Here is a 17,298-nt window from a genome sequence, read left to right on the forward strand (position 1 = left end):
CGCCGCAAAATCAACAACAAATCCCCCACCAAAACCAGCGACAACACCACCAAAGCGCCGATCTCAAACCACAACGGCAGTTCCAGGTCCATGGGGCCTTCCGGGGGTAGGGGGTGGCCCGATTGTAGCGTCGACCCCGCGCACGACTTCGGTATCGATCTGAGACGATCCTCCCCCGTCGGACACCTGAGTAGTGAGAGACAATGAACCGGCGGTGACACGTCACCATCGGGGGACGGATGACATGGCCGAGGAACTGGTCGATGACGCGACGCTCGTGGCGCATGCCGCCAGCGGCTCGGAGTTCGCCTTTCGTACGCTCTATCGCTCCTACGTACGACCCGTGTACTGGATCGCGCACCGCTTGCTCGGCAATCCGACGGACGCGGAGGATGTGACGCAGGAGACCTTCGTAGTCGCCTGGCAGAAGATCTCCCGGCTTCAGCTGCAGGGACAGTCGCTGCTGCCGTGGCTGGCGACCATCTGCCGCCTCCAATCGGCCAATCGACTGCGCGCGCGTGAGCGCGATCGTCGACGCCTCGCTCCCGTGGACGACCAGCTGCCCGGCACCGTCGACATCGAGCAACAGGTGATCGACGCAGCCACCGTCGACGCGATCCTCGACGAGGTGGCCGGGCTCGCTCCCCTCGACCGGGACATCTTCCGCCTGTGCGTGGCGGAGGGCTTCGCGTACGAGGCCGCCGCCGCGCAGCTGGGCGTGACCCACGCCGTCGTCCGCAACCGTCTCTCTCGCATCCGCACCCGTGTGCGGACCGCTGTCACCGAGACGGAGAAGGCATGAACACCACCCAGCCCCCGACCCTGCCCGAGCTCGACGACGTCCGGATCGCGGCCATCGAACGAGACGTGTTCGGCCGCATTGCCGAGGATCGACGGTCGTCGCGCCGCCGGCGCGCACGCGGCTGGGCGATCGGCGCGTCAGCCGCCGCGGTCATCGTCGTCGCCGCGGTGATCGCACCGAGCGTCACGTCGTCGCTGGGCGGTGCCTCCTCGGCGGGCGATTCCGCCCCGACCACACCGGAGGGTGGCGTCGAGCTGGCGCCACAGGTCCCTCTCGATGGCCGCGCCGGCGCCGGCGCCGAGGCCGACTCGGCCGTCGGCGCCGCAGACGCTGCGACCGGGCAGCGCGACGTCATCTCGACCGGGTCGGCGACCGTTGTCGTCGGCGACGTGGCCGCTGCCGCCGAGCAGGTCGCGCAGCGGGCACAGGCGCGCGGCGGCTACGTGGAATCGCTCAGCATCGGTTCGTCCGGTGACGTCGCCGTCGGCGGCTCTCCCGAGTCCGGGATGATCGTCGGCCCCGCGCCGTATCCCGGCACCGGTGCCGGGTGGGTCAGCGTGCGGGTTCCGGCCGATCAGCTCGACGACGCGATCGCGGAGCTGCGCGAGATCGGCGAGGTCACCTCGTCGACGGTTTCACGGCAGGACGTGACCGACCAGGCGATCGATGTGCGCGCGCGGATCGCGGCGTCGGAGGCGTCGGTCGCCCGCCTCACCGAGCTCATGGCCCAGGCTGCCGACGTGGCCGATCTCCTCGCCGCCGAGACCGCGCTGTCCGAACGCCAGGCGACCCTCGAAGCCGACCGTCAGCAGCTGGCGTGGCTCGAGGGGCAGATCGACCTGTCGAGCCTCAGCGTGCAGCTCGTGCCCGCGTCGTCTCCGGTCGAGGCCGACCCCGCCGGATTCGGCGACGGGGTCGCCGCGGGGTGGAACGGTCTTGTCGCAACGCTCAACGGCATCGTGATCGCGTTCGGTTTCCTGTTGCCCTGGCTGGGCGTCCTGGCGGTGGCCGCTGCCATCACGTGGGGCGTCGTGGCACTGCTCCGTCGCATCCGGCGCTCGCGGCGCACCCGGACGACCCCGCCGCCGGAATGATCAGCCGACCTGGCGTCCGCACATCCCGCACTCGCCGGTCGCGGAGACCTCCACGAAGCAGTCGGGGCACATCGACCGCGTGACGTCGGTGGCGGCAGGCCTACGGACGGGAGCCTCGCGGCGCGGCGCACGCGCTGCCGACCGTGACGGTCGGGCGGACGCCACCGCCGCTGGCGCCGGCGGGGCTACGGGGGCATGAGCGGAGCAGTAGAACCGCACATACCCGCCATGGTGAGTGGGGTGCCGGTGCTTCACCACCCACAGGGAGGCGCGCGGGAGGGGCTCTGACCCGGCCCCGCACCGGAAGCAGCGTGCCGGGTCGCCCGGCGCAGCATCCTCTGCCGGCATCGGGGTGTCGAACGGGATCCCATCACGCCAATCCGATGACTGCACGATGCGCATCGCATCTCCTCCCGCTCTCCTCCACGCTACGCGACCACCGGGTGTCCCGGGGGACGCGGTGAACGCCCACCGGTCGTCGCCGGGCGGAAAAAACCATCTGACTTGCCTTTTTCTCAGAGCGGGCTACGGTGAGGCTATGCCCTTCTCCCCCGCGATGACCCGCCGCCTTGCCCTGCGCGCGCCGCCACCTCGAGCTTCTTCCTCCGGCTCGTCCGGTCGCCAGCGCGTCGCTTCTGCGGCGCGTTTCTTTTTTCGCCCCCCCCAGGTCGGCCTCCGCCCACCGCCACTCCGAAAGGAACGTCTTCATGACCGGCCCGAACGCCCTCCCCGTCGGCGACATCGACCTCGAGGCTGCGCGCCGCACCCTCGAGCTCCAGCTGATCGAACGCCAGGGCATCCTCCGCGAGCTCGCTCCCCGTGCCATCCCGAACGTGGACCCCGTGGCGTACGCCACGTCGGTTGCCACGCAGAGGACGATCGACCAGATCGTCGCCGCCCTGGAGCGGCTGGCCGACGGGTCGTACGGCGTGTGCACCGGATGCGGGGCCACGATCCCCGCGGAGCGATTGGAGGTGCTGCCCCATGCCCGCACGTGCGTCGCATGCCAGAGTCGCGCCGACAAGTCCTGACGCCGGCGCCGGCGTCACCGGCCCGGAATCGGAGTCGCCGATGCTCGCGCTGCTCGGGGATCGCCTGCCCTGCGTGCAGGAGCTTCCCGCCGTCATGACAGCCGAGCGGTTCGCCAGACCGGAGGACGTCTGGGGCGGACATCGCGCCGCGGTCGTCGGGGTCGATGCATCGGACGTGCACACGCGCACCGATCGCCGTCGACGATGGCGCGAGCTCGCAGACCGCAGCGCGGCCCTCGCCCGGCGCCTGCGCCGACTCGACCATCTCATGCTTCTGGTGGATCGGCTGCCGGAAGCGGCGGAGGCAAGGGATGACTGGGACGCCGCGGCGAGGCGACTGCACGCCCGTCTCGAGTGGGAGTGCGGCCGGTCGGTCGTCGTGACGGTGGTCTTCGTCGCCGGATGCGACGACTACGCTCTCCTCGCCCGGCGCATCGCGGTACGGGCACAGCAGGCCGAATCTCTGGACGCCGGCATCGCGGTGCTCTGGCACGAGATCGTCGACTCCCCCATCGGCGTGGTCGCGGCGAACGACTACGTCTGAGCCGTGCCCCACAATGGCATCGACTCGAAAACCAGCACCGACCGGAGGATCCACATGAGCGCCGCAGCCGCATCGCGAGACGAACTCCCCGTCTACACCGCCGCCGACATCGAATCGGAGCCCGTCTTAGACGTCGCCCGCTTCGACAACGACGCCGCTGTCGACCTCGGGTTGACCGCCGTCGAGGTGATCGATGAGCGCGGGCTGAATCTTGCCGTGCGGATCGTGCTGCACGGCGACGTGGTCTTCCAGGCCAAGCTCGGCACGACGGGTCCGGGCAACGACCCGTGGTTAGCGGGCAAGGCGGCTGTGGCGGAGGAGTTCGGCGAACCCTCCCTCCTGGTGAAGCTCCGGCACCTCGAAGCGGGGACGCCGTTCGAACGACTCGAGGGGGTGGATCACGACACTCTGCGGGCTCACGGCGGTGCGATCCCGCTCCGCGTACGGGGCGAGCTCGTGGGCACGATCACGATGTCCGGCGAGCCGGATGTCCTTGACCACGCCACCGCCGCAGAAGCGGTGCGCCGCTACCTCGAGCGCTGACCGAACTGTCTCCGACCGCCCGAAACGATGAAAGCCCGTCCGTGCGGACGGGCTTTCATCGTGTTGGTGACCCCAGCGGGATTCGAACCCGCGTTACCGCCGTGAGAGGGCGGCGTACTAGGCCGCTATACGATGGGGCCGTCAGGCAACCGTTCGATTATGCCATGGCCGGAAGGGTCGGCAAAATCGGGACGGCCCGCGCCGCCGCGGTTGCCCGGACCGCTCGGGACGGGTTGACTCGCCCTATGCGAGTGACCAAGTTCGAGCACGCCGCCCTGCGTGTGGATGTGTCGGGATCCTCCCTCCTCATCGACCCCGGCGTCTTCACCACGCCCCTGTCCGACCTCGGAAATGTCGTCGGGATCGTGATCACTCACGAGCATCCCGACCACTGGACGCCCGAGCATCTCGACCGCATTCTGAAGGCGACCGGGGGCGTCCCGGTCTTCGCCCCGGAGGGCGTCGCGAAGGCCGCGGCCGCCTACGACATCACAGTCGTCAATCCGGGCGACACTGTCACCCTCGATCCGTTCCGGCTGGAGTTCTTCGGTGGCCGCCACGCCGTCATCCACGAATCGATCCCGATCGTCGACAACGTCGGGGTGCTGGTGAACGACGAGTTCTACTATCCCGGCGACTCGTACGCGGTGCCGAAGGGAGCCGATGTGCAGCTTCTCGCGGCGCCTGTCGGCGCTCCGTGGCTGAAGATCGGCGACGCGATGGACTTCGTCCTCGCCGTCAAGCCGCGCCGGGCCTTCGGCACGCACGACATGACGCTGTCGGTGGCCGGCCGGGACATGGGACGCGCCCGGCTGCAGTGGGCGACGGAGCAGAACGGGGGGCAGTTCCTGACGCTGGACCCGGGCGACGCGGCCGATCTGTGAACGCCCGGATGCCGCGTCCTGCGGGACTCGCAGCATCCGCGCTCACGTCTCGCTGGGCGAACGCACCCAGAGGTGGACACGACCGTCCCGGTACTGAAAGCGCAGCACGGTGTTGACGGCGAATTCGCCGAAGATGTCGCGTCTCATTCCTCGCCAGATGCGCACGTCGACGATCGGATCGAGATCCGGTGGAGTACAGCTGACGCCGACGATGCCGTATTCGTCTGCATCGACGAGCAGGCATCGGTCTCCTGAGGCGGCGACGGCGAGCCAGAGGTCGAGGGGGCCGTACGCCTCGTAACGCTGCACCTCGCGGAGATCGAAGTCCTGCGCGTCGAGGAAGCTCGGCCGAGCGAACTCCTCCGAGCCTTCGCCTCCGGTCGAGACGAGGCCGAGGACGAGGTCCGATCGCGGTGCCACCGCCTGCAGCACGCCCCAGACAGTCGCCGCTGCGGCCACGACCGCGACAGCGGCGACGAGCCAGCCGTTGCGCATGAGCCGGATGAAACGCGAGGGCGTCGGCGCGGCCGAGACCGTGACGACCGGCTCCGACGGCACCGCGGTCATCGTGTCGCTCTCAGGTGTCGGTGTGTCGGGCGCCCGAGACCGGGAGCCGGTCGCCCGCGTCAGGGCGGGGTCCTCGTCGTGGTGAGCCGATGTCGTCGCCCCGGGACCGTGCGCCGCTGATTCCAGGTCTCGCAGCCGCTGCAGCGCGCGGGCGTCGTCGGCGATGTCGGGCTCCGGACCGTACGCCCGTGCGCGCAGAGCGGCGAGCTCTCGAGCCTCGTCGGGGCTCAGCGCCCGCGCGTCCATGCGTTCATTATCGATCTCCGCGCGGCGTACCGGCCAGCGCCGGAGCGAGCCCGAAGCTGGGGGCAGACCCGTAGAGGAGCAGCGATGACCGGTACCGGATGGCTTCCCCCCGACTTCTCGCACCCCCTGCGCGCGGACGTGACGGCCGCCGTGCACCTCCGGCCGATCCGCGCGGCCGATGTCGATATCGACATGATCGCCCTCGCCGCCAACCGCGAGATGCTGTGGCGGATGTACGGGGAAGCGTGGGGATGGCCCGTCGCGACGATCACCCGTGAGGCCGACCGAGAAGACCTGGCACGGCACGCGGCCGAGATGGTCACCCACGAGTCGTTCAACTACGCCGTCCTCCCCGCAGACGAGTCGGCGCTGTTCGGATGCGTCTACATCGACCCCCTCGCCGATGCCGCAGAGCAGCCGGCAGCCGAGGTCTCGTGGTGGGTGGGCGAAGAGGTCGACCCCGGCGTCCGTCGCGCCGTCGACGACTTCGTGCCCCGCTGGATCGGCCGTGAGTGGCCGTTCGTGCGCGTGGAGACGCCGTTCCAGCATCTGCGCTGACCCAGACCGACCGCGCTACTTTACGGCATCCGCACCTCTCCGGTCAGGTGCTTGTGTCGGGAGAGCCGCGCCCGCTGAAGTGATCGCATGGCGACGCAAGCGACGACATCATCGGGTGCCGACAGCGGAAAGCTGAAGCGGGCGGTCGGGGTTTGGCTCCTGTACGCCTTCATCGTCGGCGACACCCTCGGCGCGGGCATCTACACGCTGGTCGGGTCGATGTCGAAGGATGTGGGCGGGGTCATCTGGCTCCCCCTCCTCATCGCGCTGGGCGTGGCGCTTCTCACCGCCGGCACGTACGCGGAACTAATCACGAAATACCCGCATGCCGGCGGCGCCGCACGGTACGTGGACCGCGCTTTTCGCGTGCCGTACCTCTCGTTCCTCGTCGGCTTCCTCATGATGGCGTCGGGCATCACGACAGCGGCCTCGCTGGCGAACGCCTTCGCGGGCGACTACCTCAATGCGCTCATCGATGTGCCGTCGGCACCGGTCGCTGTGGTGTTCCTGCTGCTGCTGATGCTCATCAATCTGCGCGGCGTGAAGGAATCGCTTGGGGCGAACCTGGTGGCATCCATCATCGAGGTGAGCGGGCTCGTAATCATCATCGTTCTCGCTGCGATCGTGTTCGGAAATGGTGGCGGCGATCCGTCGCGCCTGACCGAGTTCGCGCCCGACGTCCCGCCGCTGCAGGGTGCCTTCGCCGCCTCGATCATCGCCTTCTTCTCGTTCCTCGGGTTCGAGGCCGCGGCGAACATGGCAGAAGAGGTGAAGAACCCCTCGAAGGCCTACCCGCGGGCGCTGTTCGCGGCGCTGGCGACCGCCGCAGTGGTCTACCTCCTTATCGCGCTGGGCGCCGTGATCGTCGTGCCCCTCGACCAGCTCGCCGAGTCGACCGGCCCCCTCCTCGAGGTGGTCAAGGAGAGCGGACTGGCGGTGCCGGAGTGGCTGTTCAGCCTGATAGCGCTGGTGGCGATCGCCAACGGCGCGCTGCTGTTCATGGTCATGGCCAGCCGCGTCGGCTACGGGCTGGCGGAGTCCGAGCTTCTGCCGAGCGCTTTCGGGCGCGTGCTCCCGAACCGTCGCACCCCGTGGGTCGCGATCGTGGTGGTGGCGGGTGCCGCCATCGTGCTGACCTTCCTCGGCGACGTCGCGACCCTCGCCGAGACGACGGTGCTCCTGCTGCTCCTCGTCTTCCTCTCGGCGAACGTCAGCGTCCTCGTGCTCAAGAAGGACAAGGTGGATCACCCGCACTTCCACGTTCCGCGTGTCTTCCCAGTCCTGGCCATCCTCGCGAGCATCGTGCTCCTCACGCAGCAGAGCTGGACGGTGTGGCTGGGCGCGCTCGCCTACGTCGCGGTGGGCTCGCTCCTCTTCCTCGTCGCGCGCGCCACCCGCAGACGACAGGATCGCCGGTCAGCGGGGAGCACGTCCGCCTCGCGGTGAGTCCAGGAGCAAATGCGGCCGGCCGCTCTGCGGATGCGGGATGATCTGTGCCGTCACCGCGAAGACCTCGGCCAGCATCTCCGCTGTCATCACCTCCGCGGGCGGCCCGCACGCCACGACTCGTCCGCGACTCATCACGACGATGCGGTCGCAGTACTCCGCGGCCAGGTTGAGGTCGTGGATGGCGATGATCGAGGTGCCGGGATGCTGATGCACGAGCCCGAGCAGCTGCTCCTGGTGGGCGAGGTCGAGGTGATTCGTCGGCTCGTCGAGAACGAGGATGGGCGCGTTCTGGGCGAGCGTCCGTCCGAGGAGCGCGCGCTGCCGTTCCCCACCGGAGAGCGTCGCGACGCTGCGGTCCCGCATCCCGACGAGATCCACGCGGGCGAGCGTCTCCTCCACCACGTCGCGGCTGCGGGCGCGGTCCGCGCGCCGGTGCGGGATCGTCCCCGCGCTGACGATCTCCTCGACGGTCAGGTCGAATTCCACGGCGGTGTCCTGAGGCATCGCGGCTATCAGCCGCGCACTCTCCGCGCGGGGCAGCATCCGCAGCTCCTGACCGTCGACGCGGATGCTGCCGTCCCGATAGTCCACGTGGCGATAGAGACAGCCCAGCAGCGTCGACTTGCCGGCGCCGTTCGGCCCAACGATCCCGACCACCTCACCCCGCGACGCCGAGAAGCTCACCTGGTCTAGGAGCACCCGGCCGCTGCGGACGACGGTGAGCCCCGCGACGTCGAGCACCACCGGCGAGGAGAGAGGACTCATGACGCGCCGAACCCGGAACGGCGCCGCGCGAGGAGGGCGAGAAACGCCGGCGCGCCGAGGACGGCGGTCACGACCCCGATCGGGAGCTCATCCGGCGGCAGGATGGTGCGGCTGAAGAGGTCGACAGCGACGAGGAAGACCGCCCCGAGAACGGCGCTGACGGGCACGAGGCGACGATGGTCGTTGCCGACGAGCAGTCGCGCGGCATGCGGCACGATCAGGCCGACGAACGCGATCACGCCCGCCAGGGCGACTGCGAGACCCGTGAGGACCGCCGCCACGACGTACATCCGGATGCGGACGCGATGCGGGCGGATTCCCAGCGCGGCGGCGGTCGCATCGCCGAGCAGCAGTGCGTTCAGCGGCCGCCACGAGAATACGACCACCGCGATGCCCACGACGAGCGCGACGGCCGGGACGGGCAGCTGGTCCCACCGCGCACCAGCGAGGCTCCCCCACAGCCAGAACAGCGCGGAGTGCGTCGTGGCGGAGTCACGGGCGGCGAAGATGAGAAAGTTCGTCACCCCCGCGAAGCCCGTGCCGATGACGATGCCCGCCAGGACGAGCCGACTCGAAGTGAACGAGCCGGTACCCCGCACGTACGCGCCCACGGCGAGCATCGCGAGCATCGCGCCGGCGAAGGCGGCCAGCCCGACCGGGAGCGCGCCGAACGCGCCGGATCCGAGCACGAGCCAGGCGACGGCGCCCATCGCCGCACCCGGCGATATGCCGAGGACGAACGGATCGGCCAGCGGATTGCGCATGACCGCCTGCGCGACCACTCCCACCACCGAGAGCGACGCCCCCACCATCACCGCGAGCACCACCCGCGGCAGACGCAGATTCCACACGATGTCGTCCTGCGCCAGGCTCCAGTGCGACGGATCCCCGATGCCCGTCATCCGATAGAAGAGCAGCTCCCCCACCGTCGTGACCGGGATGACGGAGGCCCCCACCCCCACGGCCACCAGAACGAACACCACACCGGCGACCGACAGACCGAGCAGTACGGGCGCCGGTCCGATCCGACGCACGCTCGACCCGAGAGCGCGCCTCACTCGGCGAAGACGTCGGGGTGGAAGGCCCTGGCGAGGATCTCCACCGCCTCCGCGTTGCGGACCCCTCCCACGTAATAGGCCTCGTCGATCATCGGCACGAAGTTGCCCTCCCGCACCGCGGTGATGTCCTGCAGCGCCGGGTCGGTGGTGAAGAAGTCCTTCGCGCGCTGGACCGCCTCGTCGAAGGCGGCCTCGGTGGGCTTGCCGAACACCTCGAGGACGATCACCTCGGGATCACGCGCCACGACCTCTTCCCAGCCGGCGTTGCCGTAGACCGCATCCGTGTCGGCGAAGATGTTCTCTCCCCCGGCCAGCTGGATGATGGCGTTGCCGAGGAACTGGTTGCCGGCGGAGTAGGCCTTCGCCCCGCCGTCTTCGAGACTGTAGGTGAAGACACGCGGGGGGTCGACATCGCCGAGCTTCTCCTGGACGCCGTCGACGGTGGCCTTCATGTCGTCGATGAGGGCGGCGGCTTCCTCCTCGACGTCGAAGATCGTGCCGTAGTTCTCGATGTCGGCATAGACCGCGGACAGGTCGGTCACCGGCTCGGTGCGTGCGCACGAGGCCGCCAGCGCGAAGTAGGAGGGGACGCCCCTCTCGGCGAGCTCGTCCTGCGAGAGGGCTCCGAGCGAGGAGTCGAAGTTCGAAGCCCATCCCCCCACGACGAAGTCCGGCTCGACCGACAGCAGCTCCTCGCGCTGGACCGGGACGAAATCCCCGGGCACGTACTCGCCGCCGAGCTTCGGAAAGGTGTCTGCGACGGCCTGGAGGTCAGCAGGGAAGGCACCCGGCGCCACCGCCTGCACGCCCACGATCCGATCCTCGAGCCCGAGAGCCAGCAGGATCTCCAACACGCTCGTCGTCACCGTCGCGACGCGCTCCGGCGCCGAGGTGAACGTCGAGGTGGCTCCGGTGCAATCCGTGACGGAGCGCGTCCCATAGTCGGGATCGACGCTCGAGTTCGGCGATGCAGTTCCGCTGGGGCCGGCGCACCCCGTCAGAGCCAGCGTCAGCATCGTGGCGGCGAGGAGGGGGGAGCGTCGTCTGTTCACGATCTGTAACTCTACATGACGTAGAATACAGTCCGGGATCCCGTCCACTACATTACGTAGAGATAGAGTCCGCGCGCGACGGCGCGAGATTCGCTGCGGGGAGGACGAATGGCCGGCGAACGCACCCGGGAACGCGGAGAGCTCGAAGGTCAGATTCTGCGGATCCTGCGTGCTGCCCCGGAGCCCCTCGGCGCCCGCCAGATCCAGGAGGCATTCTCCGATCCGGTCCCCGCGCACACGACCTTGCTCACGGCGCTCGACAGGCTCCACAAGAAGGGCGAGGTCGTTCGCGCCGGCATCTCTCCTCGCAAACAGAGCTTCCGGGCCGCACACTCCGACGACGAGCACGCCGGCGCCTCGATGCTGGCCGCCCTCGACGACGCCGGCGACCGACGCGCCGCGCTGCTGCGTTTCGCCGGCAACCTGGAGGCCGACGACCTCGCCCTGCTCCGCGCAGCGATCGACGGGTCCTCGAAGGGCAAGCGGCACTGACGATGCCGATCGCGGCGGCACTTCTCGTGGCGGCGGTGACGCTGCTGATCCTCGCGCCACTGGCCCTGACCGCGGGACACTGGCAGGTCCACCATCCGCGCACGGCTCTGGCCTTGTGGTTCGCCGCCGTCGGTGCCGGTGCGGCGCTCACTGTGTCATCCATCGCGGCGATCATCCTCGAAGCATTGGCTGCTGCGCCGTCGAGCGATACCGGTCAGGCGATCACCGTGACGCTCTTGGCCTGGATGCAGCTCGGCGCCGTCGGCGCCGTCATCGGATTCGTCTGGGTCTCTGCCGAGCCGCTCGCGGACTCGCAGCGCGGGGCGATCGATGAGCTGCGATCGATCGCCGTGTCACGCGAGCAGCATCGCGGGTACACCCTGGTGTGGGTCGATTCCGCCGCGCCTTCAGCGGTCGCCGTCCCGGCTCGGAAGCCGCAGATTCTGGTCTCGACGCGCCTGCGCGAGCTCCTGAGCCCCGCCGAGTTGCGTGCGGTGATCGCCCACGAGGCCACGCACCTGCGCCTGCGCCACGGGTGGGCGGTACGGATCGCCGAGCTCAGCGCTCTTTGCCTGCCGCGCGCTCTCCGCGCCGGCCGTCACCTGCGGCGCGCCACTCTCCTGCTCATCGAACTCATCGCCGACGACGCCGCCGCCAAGCGGGCCGGCGCCGTGCACCTTGCCAACGCGCTGGCCAAGATCGGCCGGGCGGGCAACCAGCCGGGTCTCGAGCTTCGCGCCGAGCGCCTCACGCTGCGCCGATGGCGGCACGCCCGACGGTGGCGGGACCCGGTGCATATCGGAGCGCTCCACCTCTGATCCCAGGGCGAGCCCGCGCCCGGTATCCTCGCCCCGTGCGCATCGTCGTGTCGGGTACCCACGCCAGTGGCAAGAGCACCCTGATCTCGGACTTTTCGCTGAGGCACCCCGAATTTACCGTGCTGCCCGACCCGTTCGAGCTCGTCGACGAGACGATCGACGCGCCCGGCGCCGCACTCTTCGCCTCCCAGTTGCGCATCGCGGCAGGGCGCCTGAGCAACGAGGCACCCGACGGAGATCTGATCGCAGAGCGTGGCCCGCTGGATTTCCTGGCATATCTGCTCGCCAGGGCAGAGCTGACGGGCGTTTCGCTCGACAGCGAATTTCTCCAGCGCGCGAGCGCCCTCACCACCGCAGCCCTGACCACGGTCGATGTCCTCATCCTTCTTCCGCTCGCGCCGAGCGATGCGATCGACGTCGGAGACGATGAGCACCCCGAGCTTCGCGCTGCGATGAACGACGTGCTCTTAGAGCTCGCCGATGATCCGAGCCTCGTCGGGGATCACCTCACGATCGCCGAGATCACCGGACGTCCCGCCGCACGGCTCGCCGCGCTGGAAGCGGTGCTGGCGAGAGCCGAGGATCGGAGACCGCTATAGATCGAACTAGGGACGACCAGCGTGCACTCCATCGGGCGCCGCATACGCGCACCCACCACTCGACGACCGAGCCGGGATGGCAGCTGGCCGGCCAACCAGCGGCCCTCGCACGCACAGCGACCCGCTTCCGCTCGATCGGGTCGCGCTCCAGAGCCGTTGGTCGCCCCGACTTCGGCGCGCTCGACAGCCGCTGTCTATATCAGGTTACGGCTGTCGGTCGGTGAGCGTCAGCGGTCGGGGACCAGCGCCCAGATGGGATAGTCCTTCACCTGCGCGAGCTCCTTCTCGGTCAGACGGGCGAGAGCCTGGGCCGTGTCTTCGACGTCACCGAGCAGAATCGCACAGAGCGCATCTACCTCGTCAGCGCGAGGGTGACCCGCGAAGGCGACGCTTCGGCGCAGTCCGCGGATGGCAGCGCGCTGCTCACTTCCCAAAGCATCCCGGCGGTGCAGGACCTGCCAGCGGTTGATGAGGTGGTGTTCCTGGTCACCGTCCACCGAAATCAACCACTCATTCAGCGCTGCCGCCGCATCCAGGAACGCGACCCTCCGTTGCGGTATCGCATCTGCCGCTTTGATGAGCGCGAGCACACGCATGTTCGCGAGGGTGATGGTGTCCGGCAGATCTGCAATCACATCGTACGGCGCGGTGATGTCGGAGAGATGAAGGTTGAGCACGTTGGGGAATTCGTCACCGAGAATGTCGAACGCCGTTGCCGAGCACGGCTCCAGGGTGCCGTCTAGGTTCTTGCGGTGTACGCGGTAACGGTGCTGGTGCTCGGGGGCGAACGGGTCCCCGTAGTCCCAGGATCCCGGCTTGTCGGCAGGCAATACGAGGAGCGCCACCTGCCATTGCGCGATGGCTTGGAACAGCAGCCCCGGCTGGCCGTTGGCTGCGTTGAGATGCTTACCCTCGACGAGGGAATGGTGCATGTGCAGGAGCGCTCGAACCTGCTCAGGGGTGATGTCGGTTAGTTCCACGAGGTCGGGGTCAATGTGGAGTGTGTCGAACACCGCGACGACCTTCTGCAGAGTCCCGAGGTACTCACGCAGCCGTGCATCGTCGGGGTCGTCGGAGAAGTTGAACCGCGTGTTCTTCCCGTCGATGCTCAAGGAGCGACCACCGGTGAGTCCCAGGTAGAAGCTGATGTCCTTGACCCTCTCCACCAGGTTGCCGACCGGGCTGAGAGTGACGGCAGTGGACTGCTCTCCGTCGGAACCGGTGGTCACTAGGCTCAGACCTCTCGACAACGTCACCTCGAAGGAGCGGTCCCCGATCTGCTTCACCGTGGGGCGGTCGAAGGTGATGTCTCCGGCAGTCACCGTCGTCTCCATCTCGCGCGGAAGGTAGGAGGGTGGGAACAACGTCAGCTCACCCGGCATCGGCAGCGCCATGCCGTTCGACGTGTTCAGCACGAGCACAGAGTCACCCTTCTCGGAAGACAGGGTGAGCGGGGCGTCGAAGGACGGCGCGTCGATGACGTAGATGCTGATGCTTGTGCCCTCGTTGATGAGAGACGGATCAAACCCGACAGATAGGCGCTGCTCCTGCGACTTCAGCGCGATGTACAGGATTCGTTCTACGGAGGCGCTGTCGCGAGGAAGTGGGCTGAGCTCCACCGCGATGTCCGCACCACCTTCCGGACTGGCGTCCAGAATGTCTCGAACGCCGAACGGTGACAGGACACGATACAGCGGGTGGCGCCGGCCAGACTTCGGATCGACGTATACGAGAAAGAACACCACGCCGCCCTGCTGCTGGAACGCCGCCAAGTCGGCACGTGAGATCTTGAAGATGGTGTTGAACCGTCCTCTAGCGTTGGTGCGGCGCCCCTTGACCTGCACCGCTATCCGACCCACCCAGCCGGACTTAGCCCTGCTCAGTCCCTCGTACATGTCGACGTGACCATCGGTAAAAGGGGTCTTGTCATTGGTCGTGATGGTCGGGACCAGATGAGGGCACTCAGCCATAAGGGTGCTGATCTCGTTCACGGCCAGCGTTTCGACGTCCATGCCCCGATTCTCTCGGACACGCTGCCGAGAAGCGTCAGTGTGGCAATCCTGAGCGCACGCGGGTCCATCAACCGAGCAACGCCTGGATAGGGACCGCTCTCCGGACGAGCTCGGTCGCGTACGTAGGTTTGCACGGCCTCTTCGGCGGTGGCTTAGCGACAGTTGCCGCGCTGGCTTCGATCGCGGCCCCTCCCGTCGGCGCTGTCTGACCCTCGAGCCGCACCCCCGAGTGCTGGCGCCGCGATTGATACTGCGATGATCAAGTCGGAAGCCGTCGGTACGCTCTGAACATGTGCCTGATTGATCGCGCTGAAGCGCGACGCAAGCCCGCCCTCGCGGCCATGGATTCAGCGGAGCAAGCTGCGCTGCGGCAGTATTGCACGCCATATCAGACGTTGGCAGACGTCGCGTGGGAGACCGAGGCGTGGTGTGCCTCTAGTCCGACGCACATGATTCACCTCAACGGGGACAGGCTCCTCAACCCGCAGCAGGTGAGCGCATCGTGATCGCGGGGGAGCACGGCGAATGACGGGCCTCGACATTTCGCAGGCGCCTCGAGGCGTTCTCGCAGCTCAGGGACTTGTCGAAGCTGTGGCAGAACAAGGTGATCTTGCCGAACGTCACTATCTCGAACTGAAGAGCACCCTCGACTTGTCCACTAAGAAGGACAAAGAGAAGATCGCCAAGTTCATTCTCGGTGCCGCGAACCGACTGCCTGAGACGGCAGCCACCGCGTTCGAGGGGTACGCCGCCATGCTCATCGGCGTCGCATTCGGTTCCATCACGGGCATCCCGCCTGTAGAGATGATGGAGATCGCCAAGGTTGTTCAGCAGTACGTCGGCGCTGCTGGCCCGCGATGGGACGTCGTATGGGTGCCAATCGAAGGGTCAAGCAAGCAGGTTCTGATCGTCATCGTCGATCCGCCTCAGCTTGGCCAGGCCCCATTCCCTTGTCGTAGCAACGGCGAGTCGCTCACGAGCGGACGGATCTACATTCGGGCGGACGGCGAGACACGCGAGGCGAACGCAGACGAGTTCGACCTGTTGGTTGCGCGGGGCGCGGCGTCACCGAAAATTGAAGTTGATTTTCGCGTCGAGCTAGTCGGCGATGTTTCGCCTGTCTCGCTCGACGCTGATCGCACGGTCGAAGCATATGTGGACCGCGAGCGAACGCGATTGATCGCTGCGCTGCCAGTGGAAGAGCCACCTGTCAAGGAACCGCTGGCTCCGGGGAGCCTCGCTGATCTCGCGACGGGCGTGCGCGGGTTCGCCGCCCTCTCGCCCCGCATCCAGGGCATGTCGCAGGTCGCAAACGCAATGATGATTCCGGAAGAGCGAACCGAGGACGCTTATCGGGCTTCGATCGACTCATGGGAGGCGCAGTTCCGCAATGCTTGGGGCGCTGCTGCGCCACGAATCGCAGCGAGCCAGCTAACTCCAATAATCGTGAGGGTCACAAACCGGACGACGACGTTCTTCCACGACGTCGAGCTGAAGCTCCACCTTGAAGGCGACGTGTTCGCCTATGACTACGTCGATCCCGAATGGGCCGACAATATGTCGAGCCTAGAACTGCCGCGTCCACCTCGAATGTGGGGCCCGCGACAACGCGACCTCGGGATCTCGAACTACGCAAACCTCGGGTACATGCAACCGTCCATCCCGGGCACGTACGTCGCACCGTCGGTGAGCTTCCGGAACGGCGGTTCGGTTGATCTTGATCTCGACATCGGAGAGCTTCGCCCGCTTGGGACGCACGAATCCGAGGACGAGGAATTTGTGCTGGTCGTTGCGGATGCGTCACTCACGTCGATTCATGGAACGTGGCAGCTCACAGCTCGAGACCACAACGAGGTATTCACAGGAGAAATCGACGTCCCCGTCGCAGATCCTGCACACATCACGGAGACAGCGCGCGACGTGCTCGGTCTTCGAGAGGAGACAGGTGCCTGATGGCGGCTACCGCAACCTCATGGCTCAATGACCTGACGTCACTCTTCACACCCACGGCCTCACAGTTCGACGGAGCCAAGGGACACAAGTCCTCCATCCAGGCACGCCTCGATTACGTGCTCGGCGTGTACCGCATGTTCGAGATCGGCTCCCTCCGGCATGGCACTGGGGTCTGGCAGTACAGCGACGCCGACTACTTGGTATCGCTCAAGGGGATTCAGCCGACATCGGCGTTGACCATGCTCACCAAAGTGAAGGAGGCGCTGCAGGCACGCTTCACCTCGACAACCATCACTATTCGTCAACCGGCTGTGGTGTGCCACTTCTCGGACGGGATCGTCGAAGTCGTTCCTGGATACATCAGCTCGGGAGGCGGCTACATGATCGCCGACCCACGGGGCGGCTGGATGAAGAGCTTTCCAGAGGAACACAACAAGTACGTCAACGAGATCAACGCGAAGCACAGCGGCGGTGGAGCAAAGAAGCTTGCACGACACCTCAAGATCTGGAAGTACAAACGGAACGTGCCGGTGTCGTCCTGCTACCTCGAGATGCGGGCGGCGAAGTTCCTGAGCGAGGAAACGGCCTACGTTCCGATCATCGACCTGCACTACGCGCTCAAACATCTTCAGAGCATCGAACTCGCATCAATGAATGATCCGACAGGACTGGGTTCACGCTTCGGGTCGTGCTCGTCAGATGCAACGAAAACGGACGCACTGCCCAAGCTCGATACCGCTGTGCTGCGCTCTAAACGCGCGCTGACGTACCACCTGGCGGACGATCATGACAAAGCGATTGAGCAATTGAAGCTGCTCTTCAACCGGTGAA

The 17,298-nt window shown here is 67.3% G+C and carries 19 protein-coding genes and 1 tRNA gene; 14 read left to right on the forward strand and 6 right to left on the reverse strand.

Annotated elements, in window-relative coordinates; genetic code table 11:
- The first annotated feature begins 244 nt into the window (after positions 1-244).
- The 5 genes from ACTU3I_RS14435 (at position 245) to ACTU3I_RS14455 (ending at position 4,014) form a co-directional block, all read left to right on the forward strand.
- Complete coding sequence (locus ACTU3I_RS14435) at positions 245-802, forward strand: RNA polymerase sigma factor (protein WP_442926413.1); 558 nt, start codon at positions 245-247, stop codon at positions 800-802.
- Positions 799-1,896 carry a DUF4349 domain-containing protein gene (locus ACTU3I_RS14440; protein WP_442926414.1) on the forward strand — a complete coding sequence of 366 codons (1,098 nt, stop codon included), beginning with the start codon at positions 799-801 and terminating at the stop codon, positions 1,894-1,896. The genes ACTU3I_RS14435 and ACTU3I_RS14440 overlap by 4 nt, the downstream gene beginning before the upstream one ends.
- A 707-nt stretch (positions 1,897-2,603) precedes the next feature.
- On the forward strand, positions 2,604-2,927 hold the full coding sequence (locus ACTU3I_RS14445; RefSeq protein ID WP_442926415.1) for a TraR/DksA family transcriptional regulator: 324 nt from the start codon (positions 2,604-2,606) through the stop codon (positions 2,925-2,927).
- Positions 2,881-3,471: a hypothetical protein gene (locus tag ACTU3I_RS14450; RefSeq protein ID WP_442926416.1), complete on the forward strand. Its 591-nt coding sequence runs from the start codon at positions 2,881-2,883 to the stop codon at positions 3,469-3,471. The genes ACTU3I_RS14445 and ACTU3I_RS14450 overlap by 47 nt, the downstream gene beginning before the upstream one ends.
- 54 nt (positions 3,472-3,525) lie before the next feature.
- A complete protein-coding gene (locus tag ACTU3I_RS14455; RefSeq protein ID WP_442926417.1) occupies positions 3,526-4,014 on the forward strand; it encodes a heme-degrading domain-containing protein in 489 nt (162 codons plus the stop codon).
- Positions 4,015-4,078: 64 nt separating this feature from the next.
- On the opposite strand, the gene ACTU3I_RS14460 is transcribed toward ACTU3I_RS14455, so the two are convergent.
- Positions 4,079-4,154, reverse strand: a tRNA-Glu gene (locus ACTU3I_RS14460).
- 105 nt (positions 4,155-4,259) lie between these two features.
- Here ACTU3I_RS14460 and ACTU3I_RS14465 point away from each other — a divergent pair.
- Positions 4,260-4,898, forward strand: coding sequence for an MBL fold metallo-hydrolase (locus ACTU3I_RS14465; protein WP_442926418.1), 639 nt, complete (start codon positions 4,260-4,262; stop codon positions 4,896-4,898).
- Positions 4,899-4,940: 42 nt separating this feature from the next.
- Here the strand turns inward: ACTU3I_RS14465 and ACTU3I_RS14470 are convergent, their stop codons facing one another.
- Positions 4,941-5,711: a hypothetical protein gene (locus ACTU3I_RS14470; RefSeq protein WP_442926419.1), complete on the reverse strand. Its 771-nt coding sequence runs from the start codon at positions 5,709-5,711 to the stop codon at positions 4,941-4,943.
- 84 nt (positions 5,712-5,795) lie between these two features.
- Here ACTU3I_RS14470 and ACTU3I_RS14475 point away from each other — a divergent pair, with 84 nt between their 5' ends.
- Together ACTU3I_RS14475 and ACTU3I_RS14480 are read left to right on the forward strand one after the other, a co-directional pair.
- Positions 5,796-6,269 carry a GNAT family N-acetyltransferase gene (locus ACTU3I_RS14475; RefSeq protein WP_442926420.1) on the forward strand — a complete coding sequence of 158 codons (474 nt, stop codon included), beginning with the start codon at positions 5,796-5,798 and terminating at the stop codon, positions 6,267-6,269.
- An 87-nt stretch (positions 6,270-6,356) separates the two neighbouring features.
- Positions 6,357-7,715, forward strand: coding sequence for an APC family permease (locus ACTU3I_RS14480; protein WP_442926421.1), 1,359 nt, complete (start codon positions 6,357-6,359; stop codon positions 7,713-7,715).
- Here ACTU3I_RS14480 and ACTU3I_RS14485 read toward each other — a convergent pair.
- From ACTU3I_RS14485 to ACTU3I_RS14495, 3 genes are read right to left on the reverse strand one after another with little or no spacing between them, the layout of a single operon-like run.
- Positions 7,686-8,483, reverse strand: coding sequence for an ABC transporter ATP-binding protein (locus ACTU3I_RS14485; RefSeq protein WP_442926422.1), 798 nt, complete (start codon positions 8,481-8,483; stop codon positions 7,686-7,688). The two genes, ACTU3I_RS14480 and ACTU3I_RS14485, sit on opposite strands and share 30 nt — an antisense overlap.
- Positions 8,480-9,541, reverse strand: a complete 1,062-nt coding sequence (locus tag ACTU3I_RS14490; RefSeq protein ID WP_442926423.1) for a FecCD family ABC transporter permease — start codon at positions 9,539-9,541, stop codon at positions 8,480-8,482. Before ACTU3I_RS14490 ends, ACTU3I_RS14485 begins: the two co-directional genes overlap by 4 nt.
- Positions 9,538-10,593, reverse strand: a complete 1,056-nt coding sequence (locus tag ACTU3I_RS14495) for an ABC transporter substrate-binding protein (protein WP_442926424.1) — start codon at positions 10,591-10,593, stop codon at positions 9,538-9,540. Before ACTU3I_RS14495 ends, ACTU3I_RS14490 begins: the two co-directional genes overlap by 4 nt.
- A gap of 108 nt (positions 10,594-10,701) precedes the next feature.
- Between ACTU3I_RS14495 and ACTU3I_RS14500 the strand changes: the two genes are divergently transcribed.
- Genes ACTU3I_RS14500 through ACTU3I_RS14510 form a run of 3 tightly spaced genes read left to right on the forward strand, consistent with a single transcriptional unit; the run spans position 10,702 to position 12,502 of the window.
- Positions 10,702-11,085 carry a BlaI/MecI/CopY family transcriptional regulator gene (locus tag ACTU3I_RS14500; protein WP_442926425.1) on the forward strand — a complete coding sequence of 128 codons (384 nt, stop codon included), beginning with the start codon at positions 10,702-10,704 and terminating at the stop codon, positions 11,083-11,085.
- 2 nt (positions 11,086-11,087) lie between these two features.
- Positions 11,088-11,903, forward strand: a complete 816-nt coding sequence (locus ACTU3I_RS14505; protein WP_442926426.1) for a M56 family metallopeptidase — start codon at positions 11,088-11,090, stop codon at positions 11,901-11,903.
- A gap of 35 nt (positions 11,904-11,938) precedes the next feature.
- A complete protein-coding gene (locus tag ACTU3I_RS14510) occupies positions 11,939-12,502 on the forward strand; it encodes an AAA family ATPase (protein ID WP_442926427.1) in 564 nt (187 codons plus the stop codon).
- A 227-nt stretch (positions 12,503-12,729) separates the two neighbouring features.
- Here ACTU3I_RS14510 and ACTU3I_RS14515 read toward each other — a convergent pair whose 3' ends face one another.
- On the reverse strand, positions 12,730-14,514 hold the full coding sequence (locus tag ACTU3I_RS14515) for a hypothetical protein (protein WP_442926428.1): 1,785 nt from the start codon (positions 14,512-14,514) through the stop codon (positions 12,730-12,732).
- Positions 14,515-14,855: 341 nt separating this feature from the next.
- On the opposite strand from ACTU3I_RS14515, the gene ACTU3I_RS14520 reads away from it, so the two are divergent.
- From ACTU3I_RS14520 to ACTU3I_RS14530, 3 genes are read left to right on the forward strand one after another with little or no spacing between them, the layout of a single operon-like run.
- Positions 14,856-15,020, forward strand: coding sequence for a BsuBI/PstI family type II restriction endonuclease (locus ACTU3I_RS14520; protein WP_442926825.1), 165 nt, complete (start codon positions 14,856-14,858; stop codon positions 15,018-15,020).
- A gap of 19 nt (positions 15,021-15,039) precedes the next feature.
- Positions 15,040-16,467, forward strand: a complete 1,428-nt coding sequence (locus ACTU3I_RS14525) for a hypothetical protein (protein WP_442926429.1) — start codon at positions 15,040-15,042, stop codon at positions 16,465-16,467.
- Positions 16,467-17,297 carry an SMODS domain-containing nucleotidyltransferase gene (locus ACTU3I_RS14530; RefSeq protein WP_442926430.1) on the forward strand — a complete coding sequence of 277 codons (831 nt, stop codon included), beginning with the start codon at positions 16,467-16,469 and terminating at the stop codon, positions 17,295-17,297. Before ACTU3I_RS14525 ends, ACTU3I_RS14530 begins: the two co-directional genes overlap by 1 nt.
- Position 17,298: the final 1 nt, after the last annotated feature.

This window comes from Microbacterium sp. RD1, from assembly GCF_052220165.1.
In the GTDB taxonomy this organism is placed as follows: domain Bacteria; phylum Actinomycetota; class Actinomycetes; order Actinomycetales; family Microbacteriaceae; genus Microbacterium.